Raw genomic sequence first — 24,453 nt, 5'->3', positions numbered from 1 at the left:
AGCAAGTATCCTCTTAAGGAGGGCTTGCTGTACTTTTTTGATTTACCGCTTAGATAATACATAGCGCTAGATTAAAACGTTTTCTCTGTCGAAAAAGCGTTCTTCCGCTCGATTTTCCTTTGTTTACTTAATTTAATGCTATTTATAAAGTTTTTGTGACAAATTGGTGATAGTATTAATCAAATGGTTGGAGTCATACTACAACTAAATAAACAGAAAATTCTTACACGTTTTTTCTAGTTTTGTTATCGGTTTCCATCAAATTTAGGGGAGGATTTTTTAATGGATGCAATCATTCAAAAACGCTTAGGTAATAAGGAGCTTGAAAGCAAAGTCGTATCTGCTGATGTAGCTGCAGCACTTCTTTCTGACGGTGATGTAGTAGGTATGAGCGGATTCACTCGTGCTGGGGATGCAAAAGTTGTTCCTATGGCATTAGTGGAACGTGCTAAAAACGAAAAATTCCAAATTGATGTATATACTGGTGCTTCTTTAGGACCAGAAGTAGATAAGTATTTAGCTGAAGCTGGCGTTATCCGTAAACGCGGACCATTCCAAGCTGACGCTGGTATTCGTAATCAAATCAACGCTGGTAACGTAATGTACGTTGATGCTCACCTTTCTCACAACGCTGAGTTAGTTCGTCAAGGTATTATCGGACCAATTAAATATGCAATTATTGAAGCAGCTGCAATTACTGAAGATGGCTATATTATCCCAACTACTTCAGTTGGTAACTCACCAATCTTCGCTCAATACGCTGAAAATATTATTATTGAATTAAATATTTCTCATCCAGAATCATTAATCGGTATCCACGATATTTATGTTCCTGGTGAACAAGGTAAACGTGATGTCATTCCAATGACAAAACCAAACCAACGTCTTGGTGAGATTGGTATTAAAGTAGACCCTGCTAAAATTAAAGCAATTGTTATTTCTGAAGAGCCAGATGCACCTTCAATGATCGTGCCTCCAGATGAAGAAACTCAAACAATGGCTAACATTTTACTTGATTTCTTCCGTTCTGAAATCAAAGCTGGTCGCTTAACAAATACTTTAGCACCAATTCAATCTGGTGTAGGTTCTGTTGCCAACGCTGTACTTGACGGTTTTGCTGATTCAGAATTCGAACACTTATTTGTTTACTCTGAAGTACTACAAGATGCAGTATTTAATTTAATTGATGCTGGTAAAGTAGATTTCGCTTCTGCAGCTTCTATCACACTTTCAGAAGAACTACAAAAACGTGTATTCGGCAACATGGAACACTATGCAGATAAATTATGCTTACGTCCACAAGAAATTTCTAACCACCCAGAGCTTATCCGTCGTTTGGGCTTAATCTCAATCAACACTGCGCTTGAGTTAGATATCTATGGTAACGTAAACTCTACTCACGTTTCAGGTACAAAAATGATGAACGGAATCGGCGGTTCTGGTGACTTCGCTCGTAACGCTCGTCTTGGTATTTTTGTAACAAAATCTTATGCAAAAGGTGGCGCAATTTCGTCAATCGTACCAATGGTTTCTCACGTAGACCATACAGAACACGATGTTGACGTAATCGTTACTGAGCAAGGTATTGCTGATTTACGTGGTCTTGCACCAAAAGAACGTGTACCTTTAATTATCGAGAACTGTGCACACCCTGATTACAAAGAGCAATTATGGGATTACTACAACCGTGCTGTAGAAGCAACAGGTAACCAACAAACACCTCATATTTTGGAAGAGGCTCTTTCTTGGCACGTAAACCTTGCTAAAAACAAAACAATGAAAAAAGAAATTGCTAAAGCTTAATAGTAGCAATTCTAGAACGCCTAATAAGTTGTTTTAAACTTATTAGGCGTTCTTTTTTTGTCGAAAATGGTATAATAAACCCACTATGTCGTAATAAGTAGTCGGAGGAGTTATGAAGAAATTTATCTATTTAATTATATTCTTTTCATTTTTTGACCTATTTACTCAGCTTCCTGTTATGAGTACATATGCAGAATCACTCGGTGCCTCTGCATTTTTAACCGGACTTGCAGTTGGTATGTATTCTCTTTCTAATACATTCGGGAATATTATTTCGGGTTTTTTAACCGATCGTAAAGGACCCTTTGTTATTTTAATTGTCGGTCTGCTGACAACGGGCCTATCATTAACATTATATAATTTAGTAGATGCACCGCTTGCCCTCCTCATCGTTCGTTTTATACATGGATTGGTTGCCGGCTTTATTGTTCCTGCGGCCTTTACATTTCTAGCTAATGCCACCGATCAAGAAAAGCGGGGCAAAGGTAGTGCCATTTCAGGTGCATTTGTAGGTATTGCGGCTATCGTTGGCCCAGCATTTAGTGGTATTTTAGCAAGTCGTACGAGTGTACCTTTTGTCTTTAATATCACTGCAAGTTTTATGCTACTGTTAGGTATCCTTTCTTTCTTTTTACTACATGCTAATCATGTCAAAAAGGACAAAACATCTTCTAAAACTTATATCCCAATAAGTGTATTTTTCCATAATATAGGTACGTTAAAGGCATTTTCAGGAGCATTCTTTTTAATGTTTTCCCAAGGTGTGATTGCTTATTTATTGCCTTTAAAAGTCCAAACTTTAGGCTTCGACTCACGCTTAAGTGGTACATTAATGAGTGCATTCGGTATTGTCGCTGTCCTTGTCTTTATATTGCCGACAAATCGTATTTTTGATAAAGTAGCTCCGATAAAAACATTATCCCTCGGTATCGGTTCAATGGGCGTCAGTCAAATACTGATTAGTCAGGCTGATTCGAGTACTTTCCTTTATATAGCGATGATTTGTTACGGTATTGGCTTCGGTTTGTTATTCCCATCTGTGAATTCACTATTAATTGATTCTACGACAGTTGAAATCCGCGGGAAAGCATATGGCTATTTTTATGCATTTTTCTCATTGGGAGTAGTACTAGGCTCCTCATTGCTTGGATGGTTATCACTTGGTGTAGTCAGCGGGTTTATCTTTACAGGCATTGTCTTAATCACCTTTGCTGGTGTAACACTTATCCCACATAAAAAGAGGCAGTCCTATACATCACTTTAAGTAGAGTATCGGACTTCCTATTTTTTAAAAACGTATAGTAGCAGGACTATTTCTTCTAACTAATACTGGTGCTTTGCATTGTGCTATCTTTTGAAGCGTAAAAATCCACTTCGCTTTCCGGCGGGCACATCGTAAGCCGCAATCCTCGCTAACGCGCGGCTTGTTGCGGCTTACATCGCGTGCGTTCTCGCTGGAATCTTCGTGGATTTTTACTTTAAAATTGTTTGAGTGCCTGGCACCTTACTTTTCTTTTTCCTGTATTTCTTCATTGTAGAAATGAACGCCTGTATGTCCTCCACCTTCAGAAACCATTTCATTGGAAGCTAGCTTTGTAGGTGCTGTACCGGCTTCAGTTGCTACTTCAGCTGTGATACGCTCCGCAACTCGATCATCCATATTCACATTCGATGTATTCATGAAAGATCCTAGCTTAGCTTTCATACTGTTAAACATATCCATTGCTTTATCACGGTTTTCTTTTTTGCTTAAATAAGATGCTGCAAATCCTGCTAATCCCGCAAGCACAACACCCGTCCCTTTATTCTTTGCCATCATAAATCCCTCCTAAAAATATAGAAACTGGCCTTATACTATAGCTTTTCCCTATTCTTAGAGGACTAAACATTATTTTTTTGCTTGGTATAGCATATCTATATGTGGCAGGCTATCGTAAATATACGACGCAGAAACTTGTTGAAAGCCAAAAGAGCTATAAAACTTTTTTAAATATTCCTGTGCCTGAATAAATACTTCTGAACCTGACCATCTGTCTTCAATTATCTCTAGTGCTAAGCGAATCATATCTTTACCAAGTCCAGTACCCCGCATTTCCTGACTTGTGATTACGCGACCAATAGATGCCATTGTAAATTTTTCACCTGGGGGTAATATACGAGCATAGGCGCATAATTTTCCATTTTCAACATATGATAAATGTATAGAGTTTTGATCATGGTTATCCAAATCCTCATAACAGGTTTGTTGTTCAACAATAAAAACATTTACTCTTAGCTGAATTATTTTATACAGTTCTTCCGTCGTTAATTCATCGTACGTCTGTATTTTCCAAGACATTCACAATCACTCTCCTAGTCGATATTATCGCATAATTCTAATATTTTTGCGTATTTCTTTATTATTTTGTACTTTTTTATGATTAGCACTGACAATATGAGGGAATTAATGAAATAGTACAAACGATAGGAGGATGTTCTTTATGAAAGATTTAGATTTAGTTTATGATTGGGTAGACATGGCTTCTTTAGTAGGTGGCGCAGGCTTTTTAACATTCCTTATTTACAGTATTGTTTTTCTATAATGGCGAAGATGGAAAAGTTCTATTTTAAAACCTAAAAAGCAATCCGCATAGTAGCTCTAGGCTATTTAGCAGATTGCTTTATTTTTATTGTTTTACATCGTCATAAGCATCAGATTTTTCAAATGTTGCAACTACATATGAACAAACAGCCACCATTTTGTAATTATTTTCACGGGCATAATCTGCTGCACGATCTAATAATTTTTTGGCAACACCTTGCCCACGGAGCTTATCTGATACATAAGTGTGATCCATGACCATTACTTGACCTTCTTGTTTCCATGTAATTTCCGCTAACTGTTCCCCATCTTGCTTATAAACAAAAGCTAGTTTGTTTTCCGCTACTTTTTGTAATTGGAATTCCATTTCTCACCACTCCTTTTTTTCATAGTACCATAGCTTTTTGCATTTTTACAAAAATAGTAGACGACGATTCATTTAACAGTTCGGACAGATTAAAAAAGCTCTGCTGCCATCAAGAGGCAGAGAGCTTTTCAATTAGTTAAACCATGTTGAAACTGTATCTTTTAAATCTGCAAAGAAATTTTTCACACTCGTCCAGAAGCCTTCATCTTCCATCAGCGCGCCAAATTTTTCTTGTATTGTATTACTAATATCATCTAATTGCTCGGACCATTTACTAAAATCAATATCTAGTTTACTAATTTTGTCCATCAAATCAACTAGTAACTGACGATCTTGTTCACTTAAATTAATCTCTAATTTATCTAGCTGCTCTTGGACGATTTTTTCCACGTCTTCACGCGTTGCTGGCTTTAATTCAGCAATTTGCTTTTTGATTTCTGTTAGTAACTCCGCTACCTTGGCATCATCAACTCCTGCAGAATCAGCAATTGTAGTCGCAACTGATAGTTCTTCATTGGCAACGTCCGTACGCTCTATATCTAACGTTTTGCCCGTTGTTACCTCATAGGCCTTATAAATACCAACAAGCGCAGAATGACCTGTTACAGCCTTTGGAGCGGCTACTTGCACGGTCGCATCCTCAATTCCCGCAGTCAGCATTGCATTTGCATACATCTCTGACGTTACTTGTGTAATATTTGATGGTGTGACGATTTCAATAACTAATCCTTTACCGGCATCTTTACGTGTAATTTTGGCAGAAGAATACATACGTGAGCTTGCATTACTATCTTTAATGTATTTAGCTAAGTCATTCCCTGATACTGTTATTTCCTCAACTTCAGGATTTTCATTTACTTTTAACGATTTTTTTACAGAATCTTTTTCCGCTTCGGATAGGTTTGCACCATACACCACAATTGGTACACCTAGTTTTTCATCTATTGCATTTGGTGTCGCATTGTCAGGTGTGGTATTGTCTGCTGCAAATCCAGTTGTTGGTGCCAGCACACCAAATACTAGCATCGTAGCTACTAGCATTTTCCCCCATATTTTTTTCAATTTGTGTGACCCCTTTCGCTAGAAATCATTTAGCCTGTATAATGTATGTCATCATACAGTTATTAGTACGAAAAAATGACGAGAAGGTTTCTTTGCTTATCTCTCGTCATTTCCTTAGTATATAAAAGCTACAAGTTAAATTTCTTCTGTCCAGCCATCTTGTTGTTTCACTTTACCAGCCTTCATAAGTGTACCGAGTGCACGTTTAAATGACGCTTTACTCATATTAAACATTTCTTTAATTTCATCTGGCGAAGATTTATCGCTAAATGGCATTTTACCACCAACATCCTGTAAATAGCTTAAAATGCGCTGCGCGTCTCCTGTGATACGTTCATGTTTACGAGGTAACAAAGAGCCATTCATCGAGCCATCTTCTTTAACATCAATAATACGTACTTCAACATCTTGTCCAAGGCGTGGTTCTGCATAGCGTTCTGATTCATGGACGAAAATACGATATGGTTTTTCTACACCTAGTAAAAATGATCCTACTGGCAATAAACGATAAGGACGGGCAGTAATATTTTTATTATGCATATCATCAAATGCACCTTCGTATAACTCTGAAATCTTTTCTTCTGTTACTAAACGACCAAATAAATCTCCATTGCGATCTGTTCGCAATGTCATATATAAATGGTCACCTGGCTCTGGCCATACTTCTTTTATCGCAGGTAGGTCCTCCGCTTTAACCAGCACTTCTCGTGAAGTACCAATATCAACAAAAGCTCCTTCGCGCTCTACAACACGAAGAACACGTGCCCAGCCGTATTCGCCTTGGGCAAATGCCGGAATAGCAGTCGTGGCAGCTAAATCACCACGGCGATCCGCAAATAAAAATACTTCAATACGATCCCCAACAACTAATGGTTCTGTAACTTCTGAAGCATTTAATGGCAGTTCAACTACCCCATTTGTTAAGACCCATTTCGATGCTTGTTGCTCTAATACAGTTAAAGTAACAACTTCACCTGATTTTAATTCGTTCATAATGTCTTCCTTTCTTTTACCATCAATTTCGCAAATATATAAGCTCCGCATACAATCATCACTTTGCGCGGGTATCACACAACGAAACGTAGAGATCGTCTCAAAATGCTGCTTACATCCTTATGAATAAGCTATTCCCTCTATAGATTGTGTTGTGTTCTAGATGCTTCTAGTTTTTTTGCGATATCTGGATTTTCTTCCATTACCTGCACAAGATCTGCAATACGATCAATTGAATTCCAACTCAAATGATGCTCAATTCCTTCTACATCATTGTAAATACGCTCTTCATCTACACCAATGATTCGCAAAAATTGCTCTAGCAGTTCATGTCGCTGCACAAGACGTTTTCCAAGTTTTTCTCCTCTTGGCGTCAATGTAAGCCCACGATATTTTTCATAAACTAAATAACCATCTTTATCTAATTTTTGAACCATCTTAGTAACAGAAGAAGGAAGAACAGATAATGCTTCAGCAATGTCAGACACACGAGCATATCCTTTATTAGCAATCAATAAATATATTTGTTCGATATGGTCCTCCATACTAGGTGTTGGCATATCTAATTCCCTCTCTTTCCTATTCTTACTCTTTAGTTTACTACAAGCTTGCCTTAAAAGTTAACTGAAAATACATAACCAAGATAAACACTTCCTTGAAACATAAATAGAGCCTACTTCAATGTAGAAGTGGGCTCTATCTAATGTCGAGGATGCTTATTTACCACATGTAATGCACGAATAATTTCTCTGTTAATCAGTTCAATATTCTCAGGAGTATTCATGGCTTTAAATGCTTCATCTCGCTCTTCCTTAGATGTAACATACTTACTAGGCAATGCATTTAATGCATAAGCCACTGTTTGAAATTCACAGATTTGACATTTACAAAATGTTTGGTATTCTGGTCCTCGCAGTAGAAAACTTACTAAACCACGCACAATTTCCTCTGTAACATTTACTAAAATAGGTTCTGACATATAAAACTTTCGCCTCATTTATAATGTATTGTTACATTTTTACACAATTAATAATAGCGTGAAATTTAGCCCTTTTCAAGAATCGCTAGTAGCATCTATACAACAATTATAAATATACATTGCAACGATTATTTACCTACAAAATTACACCAATCACGTCATTATACCTATTATTTCTTTTGTTTTATAAGCCTTAAAGAATTAAAGACAACGAGTAATGTTGCGCCCATATCGGCAAAAATGGCAATCCATAATGTTAACCATCCTGGAATCACTAGCAATAAGGCAATTAATTTTAAGGCTAGTGCAAAAATAATATTTTCTTTAATAATTCGTAATGTTTTTCTGCTTAATGCCATTGTATAAGGTAGTTTTGTTAAATCATCGCCCATTAATGCAATATCAGCTGTCTCCAACGCAGCATCTGTACCCGCACCACCCATAGCGATACCTACATTCGCGGAAGCTAATGCTGGCGCATCATTAACACCATCCCCGACCATCGCAACTGCTCCGTACTGCGTGCGTAAGTCTTTAATAGCAGATAATTTTTCGGCGGGCAGTAAGCCTGCTCGCACATCACTCATACTTAAAGTAGTGGCAATTGCTTCGGCAGTTGATTTTGCATCACCCGTTAGCATCACAGTATGTTTCACCTTTAAAGCACTTAACTTTTGCAGTACTTCTTTACTTTCAGTACGTAATTGATCGGCAATTGCTATGATGCCAATAAAGAGCCCTTCTCGAACAGCCGCTACTACGGTCTTACCCTGTTTTTGCAGTTTTTGAACCTGTTCTTTCATTATTTCATCAACTGGAGCTAATGTTGTAATCCAATTCATACTACCGACATAAACCTTTTGACCATTCACTGTTGCATAAGCACCCTTACCTGTTACGGATTGAAAATCTGTAGGTATAAGCTCTGGAAGTTGTTTGTCATGTAATGCCTTTAAAATAGCTTTAGCTAATGGATGTTGCGATTGTTTTTCAACAGCAGCCACCAGTTGTAATACATCTTCCTCTAACATTTCCGTAGGAGTGTAAATATCTGTTACGGCAGGTGTGCCCTTTGTTAAGGTACCTGTTTTATCAAAGGCAATAGCATCTATATGGCCTAGTTGCTCTAAATGAATACCACCTTTTATTAGAACGCCTTGTCTTGCAGCATTCCCAATAGCGGTTACGATTGCTACTGGAGTAGAAACAACAAGCGCACAAGGACAACCAACCACAAGCACTGCTAATCCTTGGTAAATCCAGTGTTGCCAATCCCCTACAAATAAAGGTGGCATAATCGCTACAAGCAACGCTACAAGCATAATGATTGGTGTATAGTATTTCGCAAAACGATCGACAAATTGTTGCGAAGGTGCCTTTTCAGCTTGCGCTTCTTCTACTAAATGAATTATTTTCGCAATCGTTGTATCCTCTACACGTTTCGTTACACGTACTTCTAATGCACCTTCTTCATTTAACGTTCCCGCAAAAACCTCGTCACCTACTGATTTGTTGACTGGAATCGATTCTCCTGTAATAGCAGCCTGATTGACTGCTGACAGCCCAGCAAGCACAATACCATCCATTGCGATTTTTTGACCTGGTTTCACGACTAAAATATCGCCAATTTCAATCTGGTCCGTTGCTAATTCCATCTCATGGTAATGCTCGCCATGCGCTCGTTTAATCGTGGCAGTTGGCGGAGCAATATCCATCAATTGACGAATTGATTGCCGTGCCTTATCCATTGAATACGCTTCAAGTGCTTCACTAACTGCAAATAAAAAGACAACAACAGCCGCTTCTTCCCACTCCCCAATAATCGCAGCACCAATTATTGCTATAGTCATAAGCGTCTTCATATCAAACTCAAATCGTGCAAGATTGCGTAAGCCTGTTTTAAATATCTTTACGCCTCCAACAATAATCGCAATGATAAACATAGCAATCGTAAACAAGTCTTCTTCGCCACGAACAGAAGATAATAGATAGCCAACTATAACGAATAGCAGGGATACGCTAGCTAATATGTTCTCGGTCTTCTTATAAAAAGGAATTGTTGCTTCACTTGCTTTAGCCGTAGATTGTGAAACTTTAATGCCGTCAAATGCTCCTGCTTCTTCAATTTGATTGACGCTAACTGCTCCTACAATCGTGATTTTGGAAGCTCCAAAATTGACTTGTGCATCTTGTACGTCAGGTATCGCTTTTACATTTTTTTCGAATTTAGCTGCACAACTAGCACAGGACAAGTTTTGCAATCGGTATTCTTGCTTAATCGGTGTTACTGCCATTAGTAATCCCTTCTTTCGCATGTTCATAAGCAATCGTTACAATTTGGTATACGTGTTCGTCAGCTAAAGCGTAATACATTTGCTTTCCCTTACGATGCGATTTCGCTAAACTATGATCTTTTAAATAACGTAAATGGTGTGATGCAGTCGCTACAGATGACCCAATTATTGTCGCCACATCACAAACACATAATTCATTCTCTACAGTTAAGGCATACGCTATTTTAAGTCTTGTTTCATCAGATAATGCCTTTAAAAATTTCGCTACACCTGATAAATCAGGCATTTGCTGTTGAACCCTTGTCACCGCTTGCTCATTAACATGCGTCACTTCACAGACCTCTTTTGCCATTTCCTCACCTCATTCAAATACTCGTTTGATTGTTTTAAATATAGCATATTATTCCATCATATTCAAATGGGCATTTGAATGTATATGATTACTATCACGAAAATAGCATTTGATTATATTTTGAATTATTCGAATTGTTTGAGTGACTGGCACAAAAAAACCAGCGCAAGAAAAGCTTGCGCTGGGTTTTTATTGTGCCTTTAATAATACTGTTTTACCTTTAATCGCTTCCTTGTTAACAAAGGTTTCGTGATAATTTCCATTTGCCCAGTCCATCACCTGATCTTGATACCAGTCCGATTTCACATGACCGCTTTGACCCGGTCCGACGATATGGAAAGCTGAGTTCAAATTACCGACATCCGCAACAAAACGCCACGACGCTCCATGATTAACGTTGCCAGCTAAATCATTATCAGCAGCCTGCACTGTCACCTTCGAGCCACCAATTGGCACCTTCTTCGCATTAAAGTATGCGGCAAATATCGGTGAAGCACTACCTAATGTGTGATCAAACGTTAATTGGTGAAAGTCACCCCATTGCCACTTCGACACATTTTTTCCGAACTGCCCCTCAATTTTTCCAACAGTACGCTCAAACGCCTCAAAGACTGTGGCATCAACACCACCTTGCTCTTCTATCCAAATACTTTTCTCACCTGCGTATGCTTTACGCAGAAGTTGATCCGTAATATTGAATTTCCCGTACATCATGTTATACATATCCTCTGGCATCTGTTCCTTAAACAATACCTCTTGTATTTGTACCATTAACGTATGAAAGACTAACGGGGCTCCCAACTCTTTTGCATCCACCATATTCCAATCTTCTAATAACGCCATGATCTCTGCATATTTTTTATCCTTATCCATCGTTTTGATAGATGCTAATAAATTCGGTAAAAATTCGCGAGCATATAAATTATGTTGATCCATTTGTAAGTTCATCATATCTTTAACCGTTAATGAATCATTGGCCTCAAGCACTTCCTTAATTCGTTCAAAGCGATATGGCTGCGCCCAAAAATCCGTAATATGATACGGATATTCCTCACCAATCACCTCATTATTGGCAGTAGCAATAAAGCCCTCCTCTGGATTGACAACAGTCGGTAACTCATCCCACGGAATAAAGCCTTCCCAACCATAGTCACTTGAATCACCCGGCACAGGTAATTGTCCATCCCCTTGCTTTCTCAATGGAATTTGCCCATTAGCTTTATAAGCGATTGTGCCATCCTTAGATGCAAAAACAAAATTTTGAGCAGGTGCTTTAAAATCTTCTAATGCTTGCTCAAACTCATGCCAAGAGGAAGACTTATTAAAACCGAGCACTGCTCGTAATTCAGCGGTTGGTTGTAGAGCTGTCCACTGCATTGAAAACTGGGCAGAAGGCTCCGTTTCTTTAAATACTAGGTCTGTCATAATCGGGCCATGCCGTGTAACAAGGACTTCAAAATCTACCGTTTCGCCATCCTTTACCTTTATCGGTTCTTTGCGCACCTCAGCTTGTTCCCACTCACCGTCATAACGGAATTGTGTTGGATTATCTGGATTTGGCATTTCAATATATAAATCTTGTACATCAGGGCCTACATTCGTTACACCCCATGCAATTTCATCGTTATGACCTAAAATAATTCCTGGAATGCCTGCAAATATAACACCGCTTACATTTTGCTCTGGCGATTGTAAATGCATTTGATACCAAATAGATGGTGTACTTAACCCCAAATGCGGATCATCCGCTAGTATTGGCTTACCTGATTTCGTTTTATCGCCAGATACAACCCAGTTATTACTGCCATTAAATTCATTTGGCAATAATGCAGGATTAAATTGCCCTGCCACTGAAACAGGATTTTCTTTATTTGCTTCTATAATCGATGAAGCATTTTCAGGATACGTAATAAATAACTCCTTCGCCTTTTCTTCATCGAAGTTTTGTAAAGCCCAATGTCGGAAGGCGAGTGTATTCCAATTGCCCCCTAAATCGTATGCCATATATTTTCCGATGGTTAAAGAGTCTACAACCGACCATTCTTCTGGCTCGTAACCTAGTAACGCAAATTCATAACTTAACGTATTCGTGCTCTTTGCCTGTTCAATAAAGGTGTTCACTCCCTCTGCAAACCATTCAAGCACTTGCTTGCTTTCGGCATCATACGCTGCCAATGATTTTTCAGCCGCATTTCGTAAACTAAAGGTACGGAAATGCTTATCTGTATTAATTGTTGCCTCACCAATAATCTCTGACAGGCGGCCACTTGCCTGCCTACGTGCTAAATCCATTTGAAACAGCCGATCCTGCGCCTGTACATAGCCTTGAGCACGATATAAATCTGCATCTGTCTCGGCAAATATATGTGGAACTCCTTTGTCATCCCTTGTCACCGTCACATCTTCATCAAGCATGTTAACAGTGAGCTCTCCATCAATAATCGGTTTTGACTTATTCATAAACCACGTAAAGACAATGAAAGATGTTATGGCGACTACTGCCAACACACTAGTGATTATCATTAACCACTTTTTCCACTTAAACTTTCTCACCTTACAACCCCCTCTTATGCAATATATTCTTTATTTGCCGTATCAAATCCTTTCCTCCCATCTGAATAACCTCATTTTTTAGCGAATTTTGCTGTATTACACATCTTTTTTCTACATACAATTACAAAGGAATCTTTTGGGCAACAGTAAAAAACCGTATGTCTTTTTAGACATACGGTGTAGACATACGGTGTCAGGCACACAAACAATTAAATAGTTAGTTGAAGCTCGATTGGGCAATGATCACTACCCATTATATGCGGATGCATAGTAGCTACTTCAATTTGGTCCTTTAAACGCGCTGATACAATAAAATAGTCAATGCGCCATCCGATATTTCGTTCACGGACTTTATTCATATAAGACCACCAAGTATAATGATCAGTCACTTCAGGATGCTTATAACGGAAAGAATCAACAAAGCCACTTGCTAATAACTCAGACATTTTAGCACGTTCCTCATATGTAAATCCTGAATTGCCCATATTCGATTTGGCATTTTTCAAATCAATCTCAGCATGGGCGACATTTAAATCACCGCCATAAATAATTGGCTTTTTGGCATCAAGTTCTTTTAAATACAGCGCTAATCGTTCCTCCCATTCTAGTCGCAGCGGTAATCTTGCTAAATCGCGTTGAGCATTTGGTGTATAAACATTTACTACATAAAAGTTGTCATACTCCAATGTAACAATTCGCCCCTCATCCTGCGATTCATCCTCCCCCACACCGTAGTGCACAGCAAGCGGTGTATGCTTTGTAAAAATCGCTGTACCTGAATAGCCTTTCTTTTGCGCGTAATTCCAATATTGCTCATATCCTTCGAGTGCTAGTTCAACCTGCCCTGCTTGGCATTTTGTTTCTTGAATACAGAAAAAATCCGCATCCATACTATTAAAAAAATCTAAAAAACCTTTCCCTAAACAAGCACGTATACCATTAACATTCCACGAAATAAATTTCATTTGTTCACACTCCTCAAAAAAACGCCCTTCGCCATTAGCGAAGAGCGACATTTTTTTATAAGTCGTCACCGACAATTTTCACTTCTGTTTCTAAATCAATACCGAACTTTTCTTTTACCACTCGTTGTACCATTTCAATCGTTGCGATATAGTCAGAAGCTGTAGCATTTCCTTTATTAACAATGAAGCCGGCATGTTTTGTGGACACTTCTGCATCACCGACCCCTTTACCTTGTAGACCACTATCCTGAATAAGCTTGCCTGCAAAGTGTCCTGGCGGGCGTTTAAAAACACTGCCTGCTGAAGGGTACTCTAATGGTTGCTTTGATTCACGCTGAAACGTTAAATCGGCAATCTTAGCATCAATTTCTTCCTGTACACCTTGAGCTAGTTGGAACTCTGAAGACAGTACATAATAACCTTTTTTGGCAATGCTACTTTGACGGTAACCTAATTCAAGCTCTTCTTTTGATAGTATTAAAATATCTCCTTCTTTAGTTAGTACTTTAGAAGAAATAATAATATCCTTTATTTCGCCACCATAAGCGCCTGCATTCATCGCCATCGCTCCACCAATCGAGCCAGGGATGCCACAAGCAAATTCAAAACCTGTTAGAGATGAAGCAGCTGCTAGCTTTGACACGTCTTTAATAAGTGCGCCGCTTTGGGCATAAACATGATCACCAGTAATTTGAATTTTATCTAAATGTGAAAATGTCACAACAATCCCACGCATGCCTCCATCTCGGACAACCATGTTGGATCCATTTCCTAACATCAATAATGGAATATTATTTATATGTGCATAGCGAATAACTGCAATTGCTTCTTCCTCTGTTTCAGGGAGAACAAAAACATCCGCTTTACCACCTAATTTTGTCATTGTATATTGCTGTAATGATTCATCTAGCTTAATATTGGCTGGATTTATGTTTTGTGCTAAATCCACAGCCCATTGTTCTTTTGTCATGAGAGCTAATTCCTTTCTACCGTCCTTCTTACTCTACACTAGTATGGATTTAGAACCTCGATTTGACAAGTAAAATGAAGGGTATTTTTTGCGCATTTTCGGGCAGCATCATGTCCTAGTTAGTTATACGCTGCACAAATCAGTATATCCAGAACCTTCTAGCTACCCGATTATTTCAATAAAATCATCTACGAAAGATATGACTTTCATAGGATGGGGCTTCATCTTATGACACTTTCACACTAATATCACTGCACAAAAATTAACTTCGCAAATAATCTTGCCATTACTATAGCCAGTTAGTTGCCCATGACTCAATATTTCGAATAGCACCTTCTAATGCTCGACCTTTTTCTGTTAAAGAATATTCTACACGTACAGGCACCTCTGAATATACTTTTCGTTCAACAAGCCCCTCTTTTTCAAGTTCCTTTAAACGTTCAGATAATAAACGACCGCTTACAGGCAATGCCGATTCAATCTCATTAAAGCGCTGTGATCCGTCTAATAATTGATATAAAATTAGCCCAGTCCAGCGTTTTCCGATTAAATCCATTGCCTTAGCTAAACGAGGACATAAAGTTGTCTCATTCATATTTTTTCACCTCTTATGTATTCTATTGTAACGATTAATTTAGCAAAAGTAAATTTAAAGTAACTTATTTACTTGACGTAACATGTTTACTATTTTATATTTAATTACAAAAAGTAACTTAAAAATGGAGGATTTATTGACAATGACCTATAAAATTGATGCACAATTAGAGTTAGAGCATTTACATTTACTTGTACAGTCATTAGAGACAATGACTAATTTCTATAAAAAACTAGGGCTTCAAGTACTTCAAAGCACGTCAACACAAGTGACATTTTCTATTCCAGGCAATACAAAACCTATTTTAGTATTGTCAACAGAAGAAGGGGTGAAGATTCGTCCACCTCGTACGACTGGTCTATTCCACTTTGCTATTTTAGTTCCTTCTCGAGAAGACTTAGCTTATGTGATTGGCAACTTGTTGAATACAGCTATACCTATAACAGGGGCTGGTGATCATATTTATTCAGAAGCATTTTACTTAAATGATCCAGAAGGTAACGGTATAGAAATCTATCATGATCGCCCTCGTGCTGAATGGCTAAATGATGGTCATGGTGGACTTATAACCGGAACAGAGGCTGTTGATATAGAAGGTGTGATGGCATTATATGACCGTCAGCGTCCTTGGACAGGTTTCCCTAAAGGAACTGTATTAGGTCATATGCATTTAAATGTGAGCAATATTAATGACGCAACAACTTACTTCTATATAGATGCACTTGGTTTTGATATTATGACTAACTTCCATGATAGCGCACTATTCATGTCTGCTGGAGGTTACCACCATCATATCGCGGTAAACATCTGGCAAGGAGTCGGTGCACCAATACCAGCAAATAAAACAACGGGTTTACTTAGCTATACATTATCTCTTTCTTCACAAGATGAATTACAGAAGCTACTGGCTAATTTGAATGACAAACAAATCCCCTATACATTTGAAAATGAACAGTTAGTAGTTGTAGATAACAATGAAGATGCAATGATTTTCTACGTTCGTTAATGATTTCAAATTATAATAAAACAAAAGATTTTCATTAAAAGTCATATCTTGATTAGGAAAATTGGCGTCATGTTGCGATAGAAGTACCCTAATGAATTAAATACTTCTCGTATGGATGTATCACGTGTATTTAAAAGTTTCCTAAGCTCTTTTAACGACTTTTTACTTGCAATAAGCTCAGAAATATTTGCCGTTTTTTGTAAGCTCTAACATACTATTCACTCTCCTAATAGTTGATAATATATTAGTTAACTAATAATACTATTACTTTTCTACGTGAAATGCACCCATTTCACGAAAAAAAAGAGTAGCGCTTTTTATATAATGATTCGTCAAAAACTGAAAGCTAGCTTGTACAAAACGTATTTGATGGTGAAACATTGGATAAGCGTTTGAAAGCAATGACACAAGGTTTTAATCGTTGAATGAAGTATAAAAAAGTATCTCAAAATATGATTGCCTTCATGTGATCAATAGAAGTAATCGTCAAATGGTTCGTATAATCAGCACATGCGTTAGGAAAATCAATAAAAGTTGATGATTGGAGAGAATGTAGATGGAGAATAATACACTTTCGGGATTTCATATCAGAGGCATTGAAATTATATCCAAAGAAATATACGTGGCATATCCCCTAAACATTTACGTGAATTAAATATTTAACCTGGTGATATTGTTGTTGTTGGAAAAGTAAAGTTACCCTTTTTAGTAGCAGAAGTTTTTCGGGAAGAATTAAAAGACACAGGAAAACGATATAAAAGAATTATAGGGGTTTTGGAAAAAGCGCCAGTAAAAAATTAAGTAAATAAAAAAAGATTGAGAGTAGCAAAAGCCGTTCTCTTTTTGTTTTGATAGGGGTTCATTTCTTATGTAAACAAAGTCGAAAAAATTGACTTTGTCTACTTCTTTGGTTTGAATCAAATATACAGCCATTGAACGGTCATTTTAAAAACTCTTTAATATCCGTGTTTCTTGAGGTGTTTTACATTAAGAAATGCTTTTAAGAATATAAAAGAGTGTCAGACCTTACTCATTTTCTACTTGAAAATTAGTTTGTCGACACTCTAGTAAATATTATTTTCGAAACATGATAGCAACAGCTAATGAAGACAAACCTACTACAATAGCTATTGGAATCGAACGAGCGGTTAATTCAGCCGCTATATAATTTGATTGAAGAATAATTATAAAACTGATCGATGAAATTATTAGTATAGTAAGCAAAAACCATTTAACGATCTGTTGAATCACTTTAAGAACCTACTTTCTATCAACTGAATAATATTTTATAGCTGGTTTTCCTACACTACCGTAGTATGTTTTAGTCCATAACACACCATCCCAATTGGATCTGCGTTCTTGTACAATTTTTACTCTATGTATGTGTCTTCCTTGCTTATAGTAAAAATCTCTACTAGAATAACCTGCGCCAGGACCCGATAAAACAATTTCTTCAGTTATTTTTTTGCTGCCCGATGCACTGAAACCGAAAGAAGATTTAACTTTTGGTAAAGCCTTACTCGGAATATCACTACTAAATGTGCCTGAAATAGTAGCTGATACTTCTGTTGAACTTTTATAAGACATGCCTCTTGCAATACTCATAATAAAATATGGTCTTGATAACCAAGACCAGCTTTGAGTTATACCCTGATCATAAACTAAATACGTGTCATATTCTCTATAATTGTCGAGTGTTTTGATTCCATCTAAGTTCTCTTCTATGTAGTATCCAATTAATACTTCGTAAACTCCATCATAGTTTTCTGTTACGGGTTCCGAAAGTTCAATATAGTTATAACCATCTAGAGTGATTCCTGTCAGAAACTCAATTTCATTATCTGGAATTTTGTTATCCATGAAATTTGTTTCTGCTTTAGCAATATTAAGTGATCCAAATACAGTGCATATCAAAGTTGTCGCAATAATTAAAGACCAAATCTTTCTCATCATTACTACCTCCCTTTTTATTGAATCATCTTATTTTTTAATAAGGTAACATGAGAATATTAAAAAAGTAATAATATTTTGTAAAGATTTTGTTACAGAATATTAGTAGAAAACACTATTTGTAGGAGGTCTATAATCGTTCTTTTGCAAAATAAGCTTTCTTTATCTCTACTTAACAACGCTAGACGATTCGTTTTGATGTATTGACTGCTCGCTGAAATCGCTGCATCTAATAATCGATACATAATCACTTCTAATCGCACGTGAGACACCTCTACATTCGACGTTGATATAACAGCGTTTTGAGCCAAATTCTGATGTTTACTTTGATGTTTAAAGTCCTTTTTAGATTGCCATTTCATACGCAGTTAGACGGTAAATACTACTTAAAATACTTTCAAAATTAGCATGCTGCACATCAATGACACGACAACCACTATTCGTTTTCCTTAAATTATTTCCTTAATTTTTTTCATGGTCTTCGGTACATTTGCCTTCGTTATACTTAACGCCATTAGACAATGGGCAAAAATAATAATTCACCTGAATTAACAGTACCATCAAAAATTGTTGCAAAAAGGACAGACACACGGGGCGGTTCAGGTAATACTAGTGCTCACACCTCCTACTATGTAACATTTGAAGTTCAAAGTGGGGAACGTTTAGAGTTAAAGCTCGATGGTCGGAACTATGGACAGCTAGCTGAACATGACTTTGACATACTACCGTTCCAAGGTACTCGCTTCAAAGCATTTGAACGCCAAAAAAGGGAGAGCTACGATGAATAATCGTGCTCTCCTTTTGATATGCAGCATTATTTTTTAAAAATATTTACCGAAACCGCCTTCTGTATCACCAAGATAGTCAATATTGCTATGAAAGGAGCATCAGCAGATAGGATTGGTATGTTTTCATCTGAAGTCCCTTTTTGGATTGACTACCGCCTGTTTCCTTCTGTCCATAATCTGTTGTTCCACTATTTTAAGATAACGATAGTGCCGTTACTCCACTTATACTCCAAATAATTATTATAAATGAGATTGTTAAAAAAATTTGTTCTTTCGAAATATTTGTTTGACCTTTACTAAGTTTCTTTAAAAGGTTAACAAGGCTCAAACAAAATATCATTCCATAAATCGGCATTAAATAAATAGAATTGAAGAAAAAAAAAGCAAGAAGTAATTCCATAATTAGACCTCCTACAAATAGTGTTTTCTACTAAATTCTACAACGAAAACCTTTATAAAATATCATTTTTTCGATATTCTTATAGTAAATTACCGAAAAAAGGATGTAAAAATATACTAAAGTGAGAAAACTTTATTTTGTTCTTTTCTTACACTCTTAGTATTCTTGAGTCTATCTTTTTTAAATGTTGAAGCTAAATCTGAGGACCCGCCTTTAACAAACGAAGACAAGAAGTATTTATACGAGGTTTTAAAATAGAACACTTCACTAACAGGAAAATGCCAAAATGCTTTTCAATCAGCATTTTGGCATTTTTTAATAACCACTATAATAAATTACTTACGCAGTTACAGTCTGTAGAGATTTTGCTACTTTTTTAACTGCCTCTAGGCCGTTTGCAATAATCTCTTCTGCTTTATCTTGTGAAGCATTATGACCTTCAATAATAACTTCTTCAATAATTTCCATACCGAATACGCCACCTACTACATTTTTAATGTAGTTTACAGACATTTCCATAGGTTGTGCTTCTGGTGCAGAATAGTAACCACCGCGAGCATTTAAGATTACAGCTTTTTTATCAGTCATTAGGCTAACTAATTGACCGTTTTCATCATATTTAAACGTGAAACCAGCTTGATATACATAGTCAATGAAAGTTTGTAATGTCGCTGGAATTGTTAAGTTCCATAATGGGAAAGCAAATACAACTACATCTGCTGCAGTTAGTGCATCCATCGCTTTTTGTTTTGCAGCTAAAAGACGAGATTCAATGTCAGATAATTCTTCACCGTTTTGAACTTTACCGAATGCATTGAAAAGATCTTGACCGAAGTATGGCATATCTTCAGCAAATACATCGAATGTTGTTACGTTTACATTTTGTACGTTTTCCATGAAAGTGTCGTACATTTTTGTTGAAATTCCGTCTGGGCGGTTGTTAGCTTTTACTACTAATACGTTCATTATATAATTTCTCCCTTGAGTTTCCTAAATTAATATCTCGAATTCAAGATATATCCTTATAATAAAAAAATTCCGATAAAAAGTCAACGTTAGGAGCCTCAGACTTTTGACTGAATCATTGTGAGTAAAATGCATAAACGCAATTACGCCTAGGCGTAATTGCGTCCAATTTTTTTCGAATTTGCTCGAATCGCTCCTCTTTCAAATCTGAAACATCAGCCGGAGCCCTTTAACTTGGTTGTGTCAATTCAACATTTATAAAGGTTACAGAAGCAAGTTAGATCTGACAACTATCATCTGTACAAACGCCTGCATCTCCAGAGCCTTCCATCTTTAACCCTGGTTGTAAGCCTTCTTCCTCCGCTACTTTACGCAAAGTATTTTCAAACACCTCTTGCGGTTGTGCTCCTGAAATACCGTATTTACGATTTAGCACAAAGAATGGAACACCTCGTACACCAAGCTGAAGCCCTTCCTGTATATCTACTTCCACATCACCTTTAAATTCATCACTAGCAAGAACCTTTTCAATATCCTCACGCTTGAAACCAACTTGTTCTGCGATTGCCACTAATACCTCATCATGACTAATGCGCTTTCCATCGATAAAATAGCCATGTAACAGCGCTTCAACTAATTCACTAGCGTCACCCTGTTGTTCAGCCCATTTCACAAGTCGATGTGCTTTTAATGTGTTTTCTGCCATCATCTGATCAAAATTATAATGTAAGCCTACTTCTTTTGCGCGAGCTGCCACACCTTGTGTCATTTCTTTCGCTTTTTCTAATGTCATACTATATTTCTGAGACAAAGATTCGTAGATAGACTCATTCGTATCCGCTGGTGTTGTCGGGTCAAGTTGATAGCTTTTATAAACAAGCTCCACTTGGCCCTTAAACCCTGTATCCTGAATTGCCTTTTCCAATTGTTTTTTGCCAATGTAGCAAAAAGGACAAACATAATCTGACCAAATTTCGATTTTCATAAAAAACACACTCCTTTTGCTACATTGTAACGACACATGCTCTCTTCGAGCAATTTTTATGCTTCATTGCATAAATTTTCAAAGCTATCTCCATACTGAACGTAAAAACACTGTGAGGGTTATGTATGACACAATCTCTTTGGCTTGCAACAACCGACTCGGTTTCCTTGCCATCTTTAACAGCTTCGACTAAATGTGATGTTTGTATTATTGGAGGAGGATTGACTGGACTATATACCGCTTATGTATTAGCAAAAGCAGGTGTCGATGTTGTACTACTAGAGGCCAATTCAAAGCTAAGTCATGGTACGACTGGTCATTCAACAGGTAAACTAACTGCACAGCATGGCTTAGTCTACGCAAATCTTCTCGAAAAGCTTTCTGTAAACGATGCTAGACTCTACTATCATTTAAATCAACATGCTGTAGAGAAAGCATTACAATTCCTTCCTAAAGAGTCCATTCGGCCAGTTGACTCATACCTGTATTGTCAAACAAAAGAAGGCTACTCACAATTATTAAAAGAGTGGAATGCCTATAAAGTATTAAATGTAAAGGCAAAGATTACTTCTGAAACGGAGCTCCCTTTCCCTATTACAAAGGCACTTAGCATATCGCAGCAAGCTCAAATAAACCCTGTAATTGTAAGTAACTTTCTTATAAAAGAGGCATTATCAATGGGCGCGAAACTATATGCAAACACACGTGTCCAGCAATTACGGATAGCACAAAATGACTTACATACCGAAAAAAATATATCGGTTCAATATAATAAGCTTGTTTTGTGCACGCATTACCCAATTGAAGCCTTCAAAGGATTACAACTCCTAAAGCTTTCAAATAACCGATCTTATATGGTTGCCAGTAAAATAACGGAAACGTACCAAGGGCAGTATCTATCAGTTGATTTTCCTTCACGTTCTATTCGAACGACTACTATAAACGATGAGCACTATTTACTTCTCGGTGGGGCTAATCATATCGCAGGTGAAACGACCAATACGAAGCCCTTTTACGATGCTATTCAAAATGAAATGAAAGTACACTTTGGGCAGGAGCCACTTTATAGATGGTCGGCTCAAGATATCGAAACACCCGACATGGTACCTTATGTCGGAAAAATTACGCAGTCCTTACCAAATGTCTTTATCGCAACAGGATATCGCAAATGGGGGATTTCAAATTCATTCGTCGCTGGGGATTTACTGTCTTCACTTATTACAGGTACTGCGAAGAACAACGATGCAAGTACGCTTTATTCGCCTGCACGTACAAAATTTGGTGCGCAGTTTATGCAAATGCTGAAAGTCGGAGGCTTCGTGGCAAAGGAACTGGTCACAGGTTATATTAAAAATGGAAATGCTCCGACTTGTACGCATTTAGGCTGTAAAACAAAGTGGAATGAAGCGGATGAGACATGGGATTGCCCCTGTCATGGCTCCCGTTTTAATGCCCAAGGAGAAGTGTTAGAAGGTCCAGCAGTTCAACCACTAAAACTTGATTAATAAGGCACTAGTTGATGATAGCTTGAACGCACAAAACGTAAGACGCAGACATCATGGCATAGCAAAAAAAGTGTTAGATTGATGGCATTCAATCTAACACTTTTTCTATTTGTCTCAACCTCGTTCTTGAGTTTGGACAATACGCTATTTTATTTTAATGCATCCGTTAATACTGGAACGATTTGTTTTTTACGAGATACAACACCTGGTAAAACAACACGGTTGTTTGTCAGCTCTGCACCAAATGCTTTTGCTGCCGCTTCTGCTACTTGTCCAATTGCAACAGCTGTTGAATCATTGTTTAAAATGTCTGTTACAACGAAGAAGAATAGATCTAAACCATTGTCAGCAACATTTTTATTTAAAAGAATTTCTAATTCTTCTTGTCGTCCAAGCACATCGTTAATATCAACAGCATTCACTTGGGCAACGACAGATTTATATTCACCAAACTGGAACTCTTTTGCATCTAAAGATAAAAGATCCTCTAAAGATTTATCTGAAAGGTCAGCGCCTGCTTTTAACATTGCTAGTCCATAGTCCGCAGCATCAACACCTGCGATTTTTGCAAGTTCCTCCGCAGCTTTGACATCCTGTTGTGTACAAGTTGGTGATTTGAACAGTAATGTGTCAGAAATAATAGCTGATAACATTAACCCTGCAATATTTGCTGGTATTACAACATCATTTTCTTTAAAGATTTTATTTAAAATAGTCGCTGTACAACCAACTGGTTCAGCACGGTAATACAATGGGTCAGCTGTTTGGAAGTTTGCAATACGATGGTGATCAATTACCTCTGTAATTTGTACTTCCTCAATGCCATCAGCCGATTGTTGGAATTCATTATGGTCTACAAGGATAACCTTTTCCGCTTCCCCTACTACAGAAGAAATAACACGCGGTGCCTCAAAGCCAAATTTGTCTAGTGCATATTTTGTTTCATTATTTAATTCGCCCAGACGTACTGCTTCAGCTTCTACTCCTATTTGTTGCTTTAAATATGCGTATACAATTGCAGATGTAATTGTATCTGTATCAGGATTTTTATGTCCGAAAACTAAAACTTTGCTCATTAATACTTTTCCTCCTAAATGACTTCTACATTTTCATTTATTTTAACATAATTTATGAAAGAACATGATATAAAGTAAAACTTTCATCATACGCTCCTTTTGAAAACTATGTTGTTGTTCATTAACGCTACACTATACTATAATAAAAGTATTTCACTCCATTTAATAGTTTATCTATTTTTTACCATGGATTTTTTTGATTTCCTTTGTTAAACATAAATTTCCTTATTTTAGATAGATAGATAGTTGTGATTTTTATACAA

General features: G+C 37.2%; 24 protein-coding genes. 6 read left to right on the top strand and 18 right to left on the bottom strand.

The window, feature by feature from the left end:
- Positions 1–282: 282 nt before the first annotated feature.
- Together scpC and LS41612_RS02490 are read left to right on the top strand one after the other, a co-directional pair.
- Positions 283–1,803 carry a succinyl-CoA:acetate CoA-transferase ScpC gene (gene scpC, locus LS41612_RS02495; RefSeq protein ID WP_024361330.1) on the top strand — a complete coding sequence of 507 codons (1,521 nt, stop codon included), beginning with the start codon at positions 283–285 and terminating at the stop codon, positions 1,801–1,803.
- A gap of 112 nt (positions 1,804–1,915) precedes the next feature.
- Entirely contained in the window at positions 1,916–3,067 is a 1,152-nt protein-coding gene (locus LS41612_RS02490; RefSeq protein WP_024361331.1) for an MFS transporter, read from the top strand.
- Positions 3,068–3,307: 240 nt separating this feature from the next.
- Here LS41612_RS02490 and LS41612_RS02485 read toward each other — a convergent pair whose 3' ends face one another.
- The 13 genes from LS41612_RS02485 to LS41612_RS02425 all read right to left on the bottom strand — a co-directional run bounded on the left by LS41612_RS02485 (position 3,308) and on the right by LS41612_RS02425 (position 15,514).
- Positions 3,308–3,622 (bottom strand): YbyB family protein, encoded by a 315-nt coding sequence (locus LS41612_RS02485; protein ID WP_231785217.1) that lies wholly within the window; start codon positions 3,620–3,622, stop codon positions 3,308–3,310.
- 69 nt (positions 3,623–3,691) lie between these two features.
- Positions 3,692–4,141 (bottom strand): GNAT family N-acetyltransferase, encoded by a 450-nt coding sequence (locus tag LS41612_RS02480; protein ID WP_024361333.1) that lies wholly within the window; start codon positions 4,139–4,141, stop codon positions 3,692–3,694.
- 328 nt (positions 4,142–4,469) lie between these two features.
- Positions 4,470–4,751 carry a GNAT family N-acetyltransferase gene (locus tag LS41612_RS02475; RefSeq protein ID WP_024361334.1) on the bottom strand — a complete coding sequence of 94 codons (282 nt, stop codon included), beginning with the start codon at positions 4,749–4,751 and terminating at the stop codon, positions 4,470–4,472.
- A 132-nt stretch (positions 4,752–4,883) separates the two neighbouring features.
- Positions 4,884–5,813, bottom strand: coding sequence for a DUF1002 domain-containing protein (locus LS41612_RS02470; protein WP_024361335.1), 930 nt, complete (start codon positions 5,811–5,813; stop codon positions 4,884–4,886).
- Between the two features lie 135 nt (positions 5,814–5,948).
- Entirely contained in the window at positions 5,949–6,806 is an 858-nt protein-coding gene (locus tag LS41612_RS02465) for a CvfB family protein (protein WP_024361336.1), read from the bottom strand.
- Between the two features lie 140 nt (positions 6,807–6,946).
- The gene (gene mntR, locus LS41612_RS02460) at positions 6,947–7,366 is read right to left on the bottom strand and encodes a transcriptional regulator MntR (protein WP_024361337.1); all 420 of its coding nucleotides are present in this window, start codon (positions 7,364–7,366) and stop codon (positions 6,947–6,949) included.
- 140 nt (positions 7,367–7,506) lie between these two features.
- A complete protein-coding gene (locus LS41612_RS02455) occupies positions 7,507–7,785 on the bottom strand; it encodes a late competence development ComFB family protein (RefSeq protein ID WP_024361338.1) in 279 nt (92 codons plus the stop codon).
- Positions 7,786–7,955: 170 nt separating this feature from the next.
- Positions 7,956–10,079 (bottom strand): heavy metal translocating P-type ATPase, encoded by a 2,124-nt coding sequence (locus LS41612_RS02450; protein WP_024361339.1) that lies wholly within the window; start codon positions 10,077–10,079, stop codon positions 7,956–7,958.
- The gene (locus LS41612_RS02445; RefSeq protein WP_024361340.1) at positions 10,060–10,431 is read right to left on the bottom strand and encodes an ArsR/SmtB family transcription factor; all 372 of its coding nucleotides are present in this window, start codon (positions 10,429–10,431) and stop codon (positions 10,060–10,062) included. The genes LS41612_RS02450 and LS41612_RS02445 overlap by 20 nt, the downstream gene beginning before the upstream one ends.
- Positions 10,432–10,620: 189 nt before the next feature.
- On the bottom strand, positions 10,621–12,954 hold the full coding sequence (locus tag LS41612_RS02440; RefSeq protein ID WP_051147705.1) for a penicillin acylase family protein: 2,334 nt from the start codon (positions 12,952–12,954) through the stop codon (positions 10,621–10,623).
- Positions 12,955–13,193: 239 nt separating this feature from the next.
- Positions 13,194–13,949, bottom strand: coding sequence for an exodeoxyribonuclease III (locus LS41612_RS02435; protein ID WP_024361342.1), 756 nt, complete (start codon positions 13,947–13,949; stop codon positions 13,194–13,196).
- Positions 13,950–14,004: 55 nt separating this feature from the next.
- Entirely contained in the window at positions 14,005–14,919 is a 915-nt protein-coding gene (murB, locus tag LS41612_RS02430) for a UDP-N-acetylmuramate dehydrogenase (RefSeq protein ID WP_024361343.1), read from the bottom strand.
- Positions 14,920–15,208: 289 nt separating this feature from the next.
- On the bottom strand, positions 15,209–15,514 hold the full coding sequence (locus tag LS41612_RS02425) for a winged helix-turn-helix transcriptional regulator (RefSeq protein WP_024361344.1): 306 nt from the start codon (positions 15,512–15,514) through the stop codon (positions 15,209–15,211).
- 142 nt (positions 15,515–15,656) lie between these two features.
- Here LS41612_RS02425 and LS41612_RS02420 point away from each other — a divergent pair, with 142 nt between their 5' ends.
- Both LS41612_RS02420 and LS41612_RS23430 read left to right on the top strand, forming a co-directional pair.
- Positions 15,657–16,520 carry a VOC family protein gene (locus LS41612_RS02420; protein WP_024361345.1) on the top strand — a complete coding sequence of 288 codons (864 nt, stop codon included), beginning with the start codon at positions 15,657–15,659 and terminating at the stop codon, positions 16,518–16,520.
- A 672-nt stretch (positions 16,521–17,192) separates the two neighbouring features.
- Complete coding sequence (locus tag LS41612_RS23430; protein ID WP_227665476.1) at positions 17,193–17,321, top strand: DUF5839 family protein; 129 nt, start codon at positions 17,193–17,195, stop codon at positions 17,319–17,321.
- A 459-nt stretch (positions 17,322–17,780) separates the two neighbouring features.
- On the opposite strand, the gene LS41612_RS02405 is transcribed toward LS41612_RS23430, so the two are convergent.
- Positions 17,781–18,473, bottom strand: coding sequence for a hypothetical protein (locus LS41612_RS02405; protein WP_137034867.1), 693 nt, complete (start codon positions 18,471–18,473; stop codon positions 17,781–17,783).
- A 518-nt stretch (positions 18,474–18,991) separates the two neighbouring features.
- Here LS41612_RS02405 and LS41612_RS02395 point away from each other — a divergent pair.
- Positions 18,992–19,258, top strand: a complete 267-nt coding sequence (locus tag LS41612_RS02395) for a DUF2500 domain-containing protein (protein WP_231785224.1) — start codon at positions 18,992–18,994, stop codon at positions 19,256–19,258.
- A gap of 193 nt (positions 19,259–19,451) precedes the next feature.
- Here the strand turns inward: LS41612_RS02395 and LS41612_RS02390 are convergent, their stop codons facing one another.
- The 3 genes from LS41612_RS02390 to LS41612_RS02380 form a co-directional block, all read right to left on the bottom strand.
- Positions 19,452–19,658 carry a hypothetical protein gene (locus tag LS41612_RS02390; protein ID WP_024361347.1) on the bottom strand — a complete coding sequence of 69 codons (207 nt, stop codon included), beginning with the start codon at positions 19,656–19,658 and terminating at the stop codon, positions 19,452–19,454.
- Between the two features lie 339 nt (positions 19,659–19,997).
- Complete coding sequence (locus LS41612_RS02385) at positions 19,998–20,624, bottom strand: FMN-dependent NADH-azoreductase (protein ID WP_024361348.1); 627 nt, start codon at positions 20,622–20,624, stop codon at positions 19,998–20,000.
- Positions 20,625–20,901: 277 nt separating this feature from the next.
- Complete coding sequence (locus LS41612_RS02380) at positions 20,902–21,609, bottom strand: DsbA family oxidoreductase (protein WP_024361349.1); 708 nt, start codon at positions 21,607–21,609, stop codon at positions 20,902–20,904.
- Positions 21,610–21,734: 125 nt separating this feature from the next.
- On the opposite strand from LS41612_RS02380, the gene LS41612_RS02375 reads away from it, so the two are divergent.
- A complete protein-coding gene (locus LS41612_RS02375; protein ID WP_024361350.1) occupies positions 21,735–23,114 on the top strand; it encodes an FAD-dependent oxidoreductase in 1,380 nt (459 codons plus the stop codon).
- A 149-nt stretch (positions 23,115–23,263) separates the two neighbouring features.
- Here LS41612_RS02375 and LS41612_RS02370 read toward each other — a convergent pair whose 3' ends face one another.
- Positions 23,264–24,190: a manganese-dependent inorganic pyrophosphatase gene (locus LS41612_RS02370; protein ID WP_024361351.1), complete on the bottom strand. Its 927-nt coding sequence runs from the start codon at positions 24,188–24,190 to the stop codon at positions 23,264–23,266.
- Positions 24,191–24,453: the final 263 nt, after the last annotated feature.

Origin of the sequence: Lysinibacillus sphaericus, from assembly GCF_002982115.1 — a bacterium.
In the GTDB taxonomy this organism is placed as follows: Bacteria; Bacillota; Bacilli; order Bacillales_A; family Planococcaceae; genus Lysinibacillus; species Lysinibacillus sphaericus.
The sequence above is the reverse complement of the archived record's forward strand: the minus strand, read 5'-3'. Positions and strand labels throughout refer to the sequence as shown.

Coding starts and splice junctions, on each gene's coding strand:
- mntR (WP_024361337.1), bottom strand. CDS start 7,366: ATGCCAACACCTAGTATGGAGGACCATATCGAACAAATATATTTATTG.
- LS41612_RS02475 (WP_024361334.1), bottom strand. CDS start 4,751: ATGGAATTCCAATTACAAAAAGTAGCGGAAAACAAACTAGCTTTTGTT.
- LS41612_RS02370 (WP_024361351.1), bottom strand. CDS start 24,190: ATGAGCAAAGTTTTAGTTTTCGGACATAAAAATCCTGATACAGATACA.
- LS41612_RS02435 (WP_024361342.1), bottom strand. CDS start 13,949: ATGAAATTTATTTCGTGGAATGTTAATGGTATACGTGCTTGTTTAGGG.
- LS41612_RS02425 (WP_024361344.1), bottom strand. CDS start 15,514: ATGAATGAGACAACTTTATGTCCTCGTTTAGCTAAGGCAATGGATTTA.
- LS41612_RS02450 (WP_024361339.1), bottom strand. CDS start 10,079: ATGGCAGTAACACCGATTAAGCAAGAATACCGATTGCAAAACTTGTCC.
- LS41612_RS02445 (WP_024361340.1), bottom strand. CDS start 10,431: ATGGCAAAAGAGGTCTGTGAAGTGACGCATGTTAATGAGCAAGCGGTG.
- LS41612_RS02405 (WP_137034867.1), bottom strand. CDS start 18,473: ATGATGAGAAAGATTTGGTCTTTAATTATTGCGACAACTTTGATATGC.
- LS41612_RS02375 (WP_024361350.1), top strand. CDS start 21,735: ATGACACAATCTCTTTGGCTTGCAACAACCGACTCGGTTTCCTTGCCA.
- LS41612_RS02455 (WP_024361338.1), bottom strand. CDS start 7,785: ATGTCAGAACCTATTTTAGTAAATGTTACAGAGGAAATTGTGCGTGGT.
- LS41612_RS02420 (WP_024361345.1), top strand. CDS start 15,657: ATGACCTATAAAATTGATGCACAATTAGAGTTAGAGCATTTACATTTA.
- scpC (WP_024361330.1), top strand. CDS start 283: ATGGATGCAATCATTCAAAAACGCTTAGGTAATAAGGAGCTTGAAAGC.
- LS41612_RS02380 (WP_024361349.1), bottom strand. CDS start 21,609: ATGAAAATCGAAATTTGGTCAGATTATGTTTGTCCTTTTTGCTACATT.
- LS41612_RS02385 (WP_024361348.1), bottom strand. CDS start 20,624: ATGAACGTATTAGTAGTAAAAGCTAACAACCGCCCAGACGGAATTTCA.
- LS41612_RS02390 (WP_024361347.1), bottom strand. CDS start 19,658: ATGGAATTACTTCTTGCTTTTTTTTTCTTCAATTCTATTTATTTAATG.
- LS41612_RS02480 (WP_024361333.1), bottom strand. CDS start 4,141: ATGTCTTGGAAAATACAGACGTACGATGAATTAACGACGGAAGAACTG.
- LS41612_RS02485 (WP_231785217.1), bottom strand. CDS start 3,622: ATGATGGCAAAGAATAAAGGGACGGGTGTTGTGCTTGCGGGATTAGCA.
- LS41612_RS02465 (WP_024361336.1), bottom strand. CDS start 6,806: ATGAACGAATTAAAATCAGGTGAAGTTGTTACTTTAACTGTATTAGAG.
- LS41612_RS02440 (WP_051147705.1), bottom strand. CDS start 12,954: ATGATAATCACTAGTGTGTTGGCAGTAGTCGCCATAACATCTTTCATT.
- murB (WP_024361343.1), bottom strand. CDS start 14,919: ATGACAAAAGAACAATGGGCTGTGGATTTAGCACAAAACATAAATCCA.
- LS41612_RS02490 (WP_024361331.1), top strand. CDS start 1,916: ATGAAGAAATTTATCTATTTAATTATATTCTTTTCATTTTTTGACCTA.
- LS41612_RS02395 (WP_231785224.1), top strand. CDS start 18,992: ATGGGCAAAAATAATAATTCACCTGAATTAACAGTACCATCAAAAATT.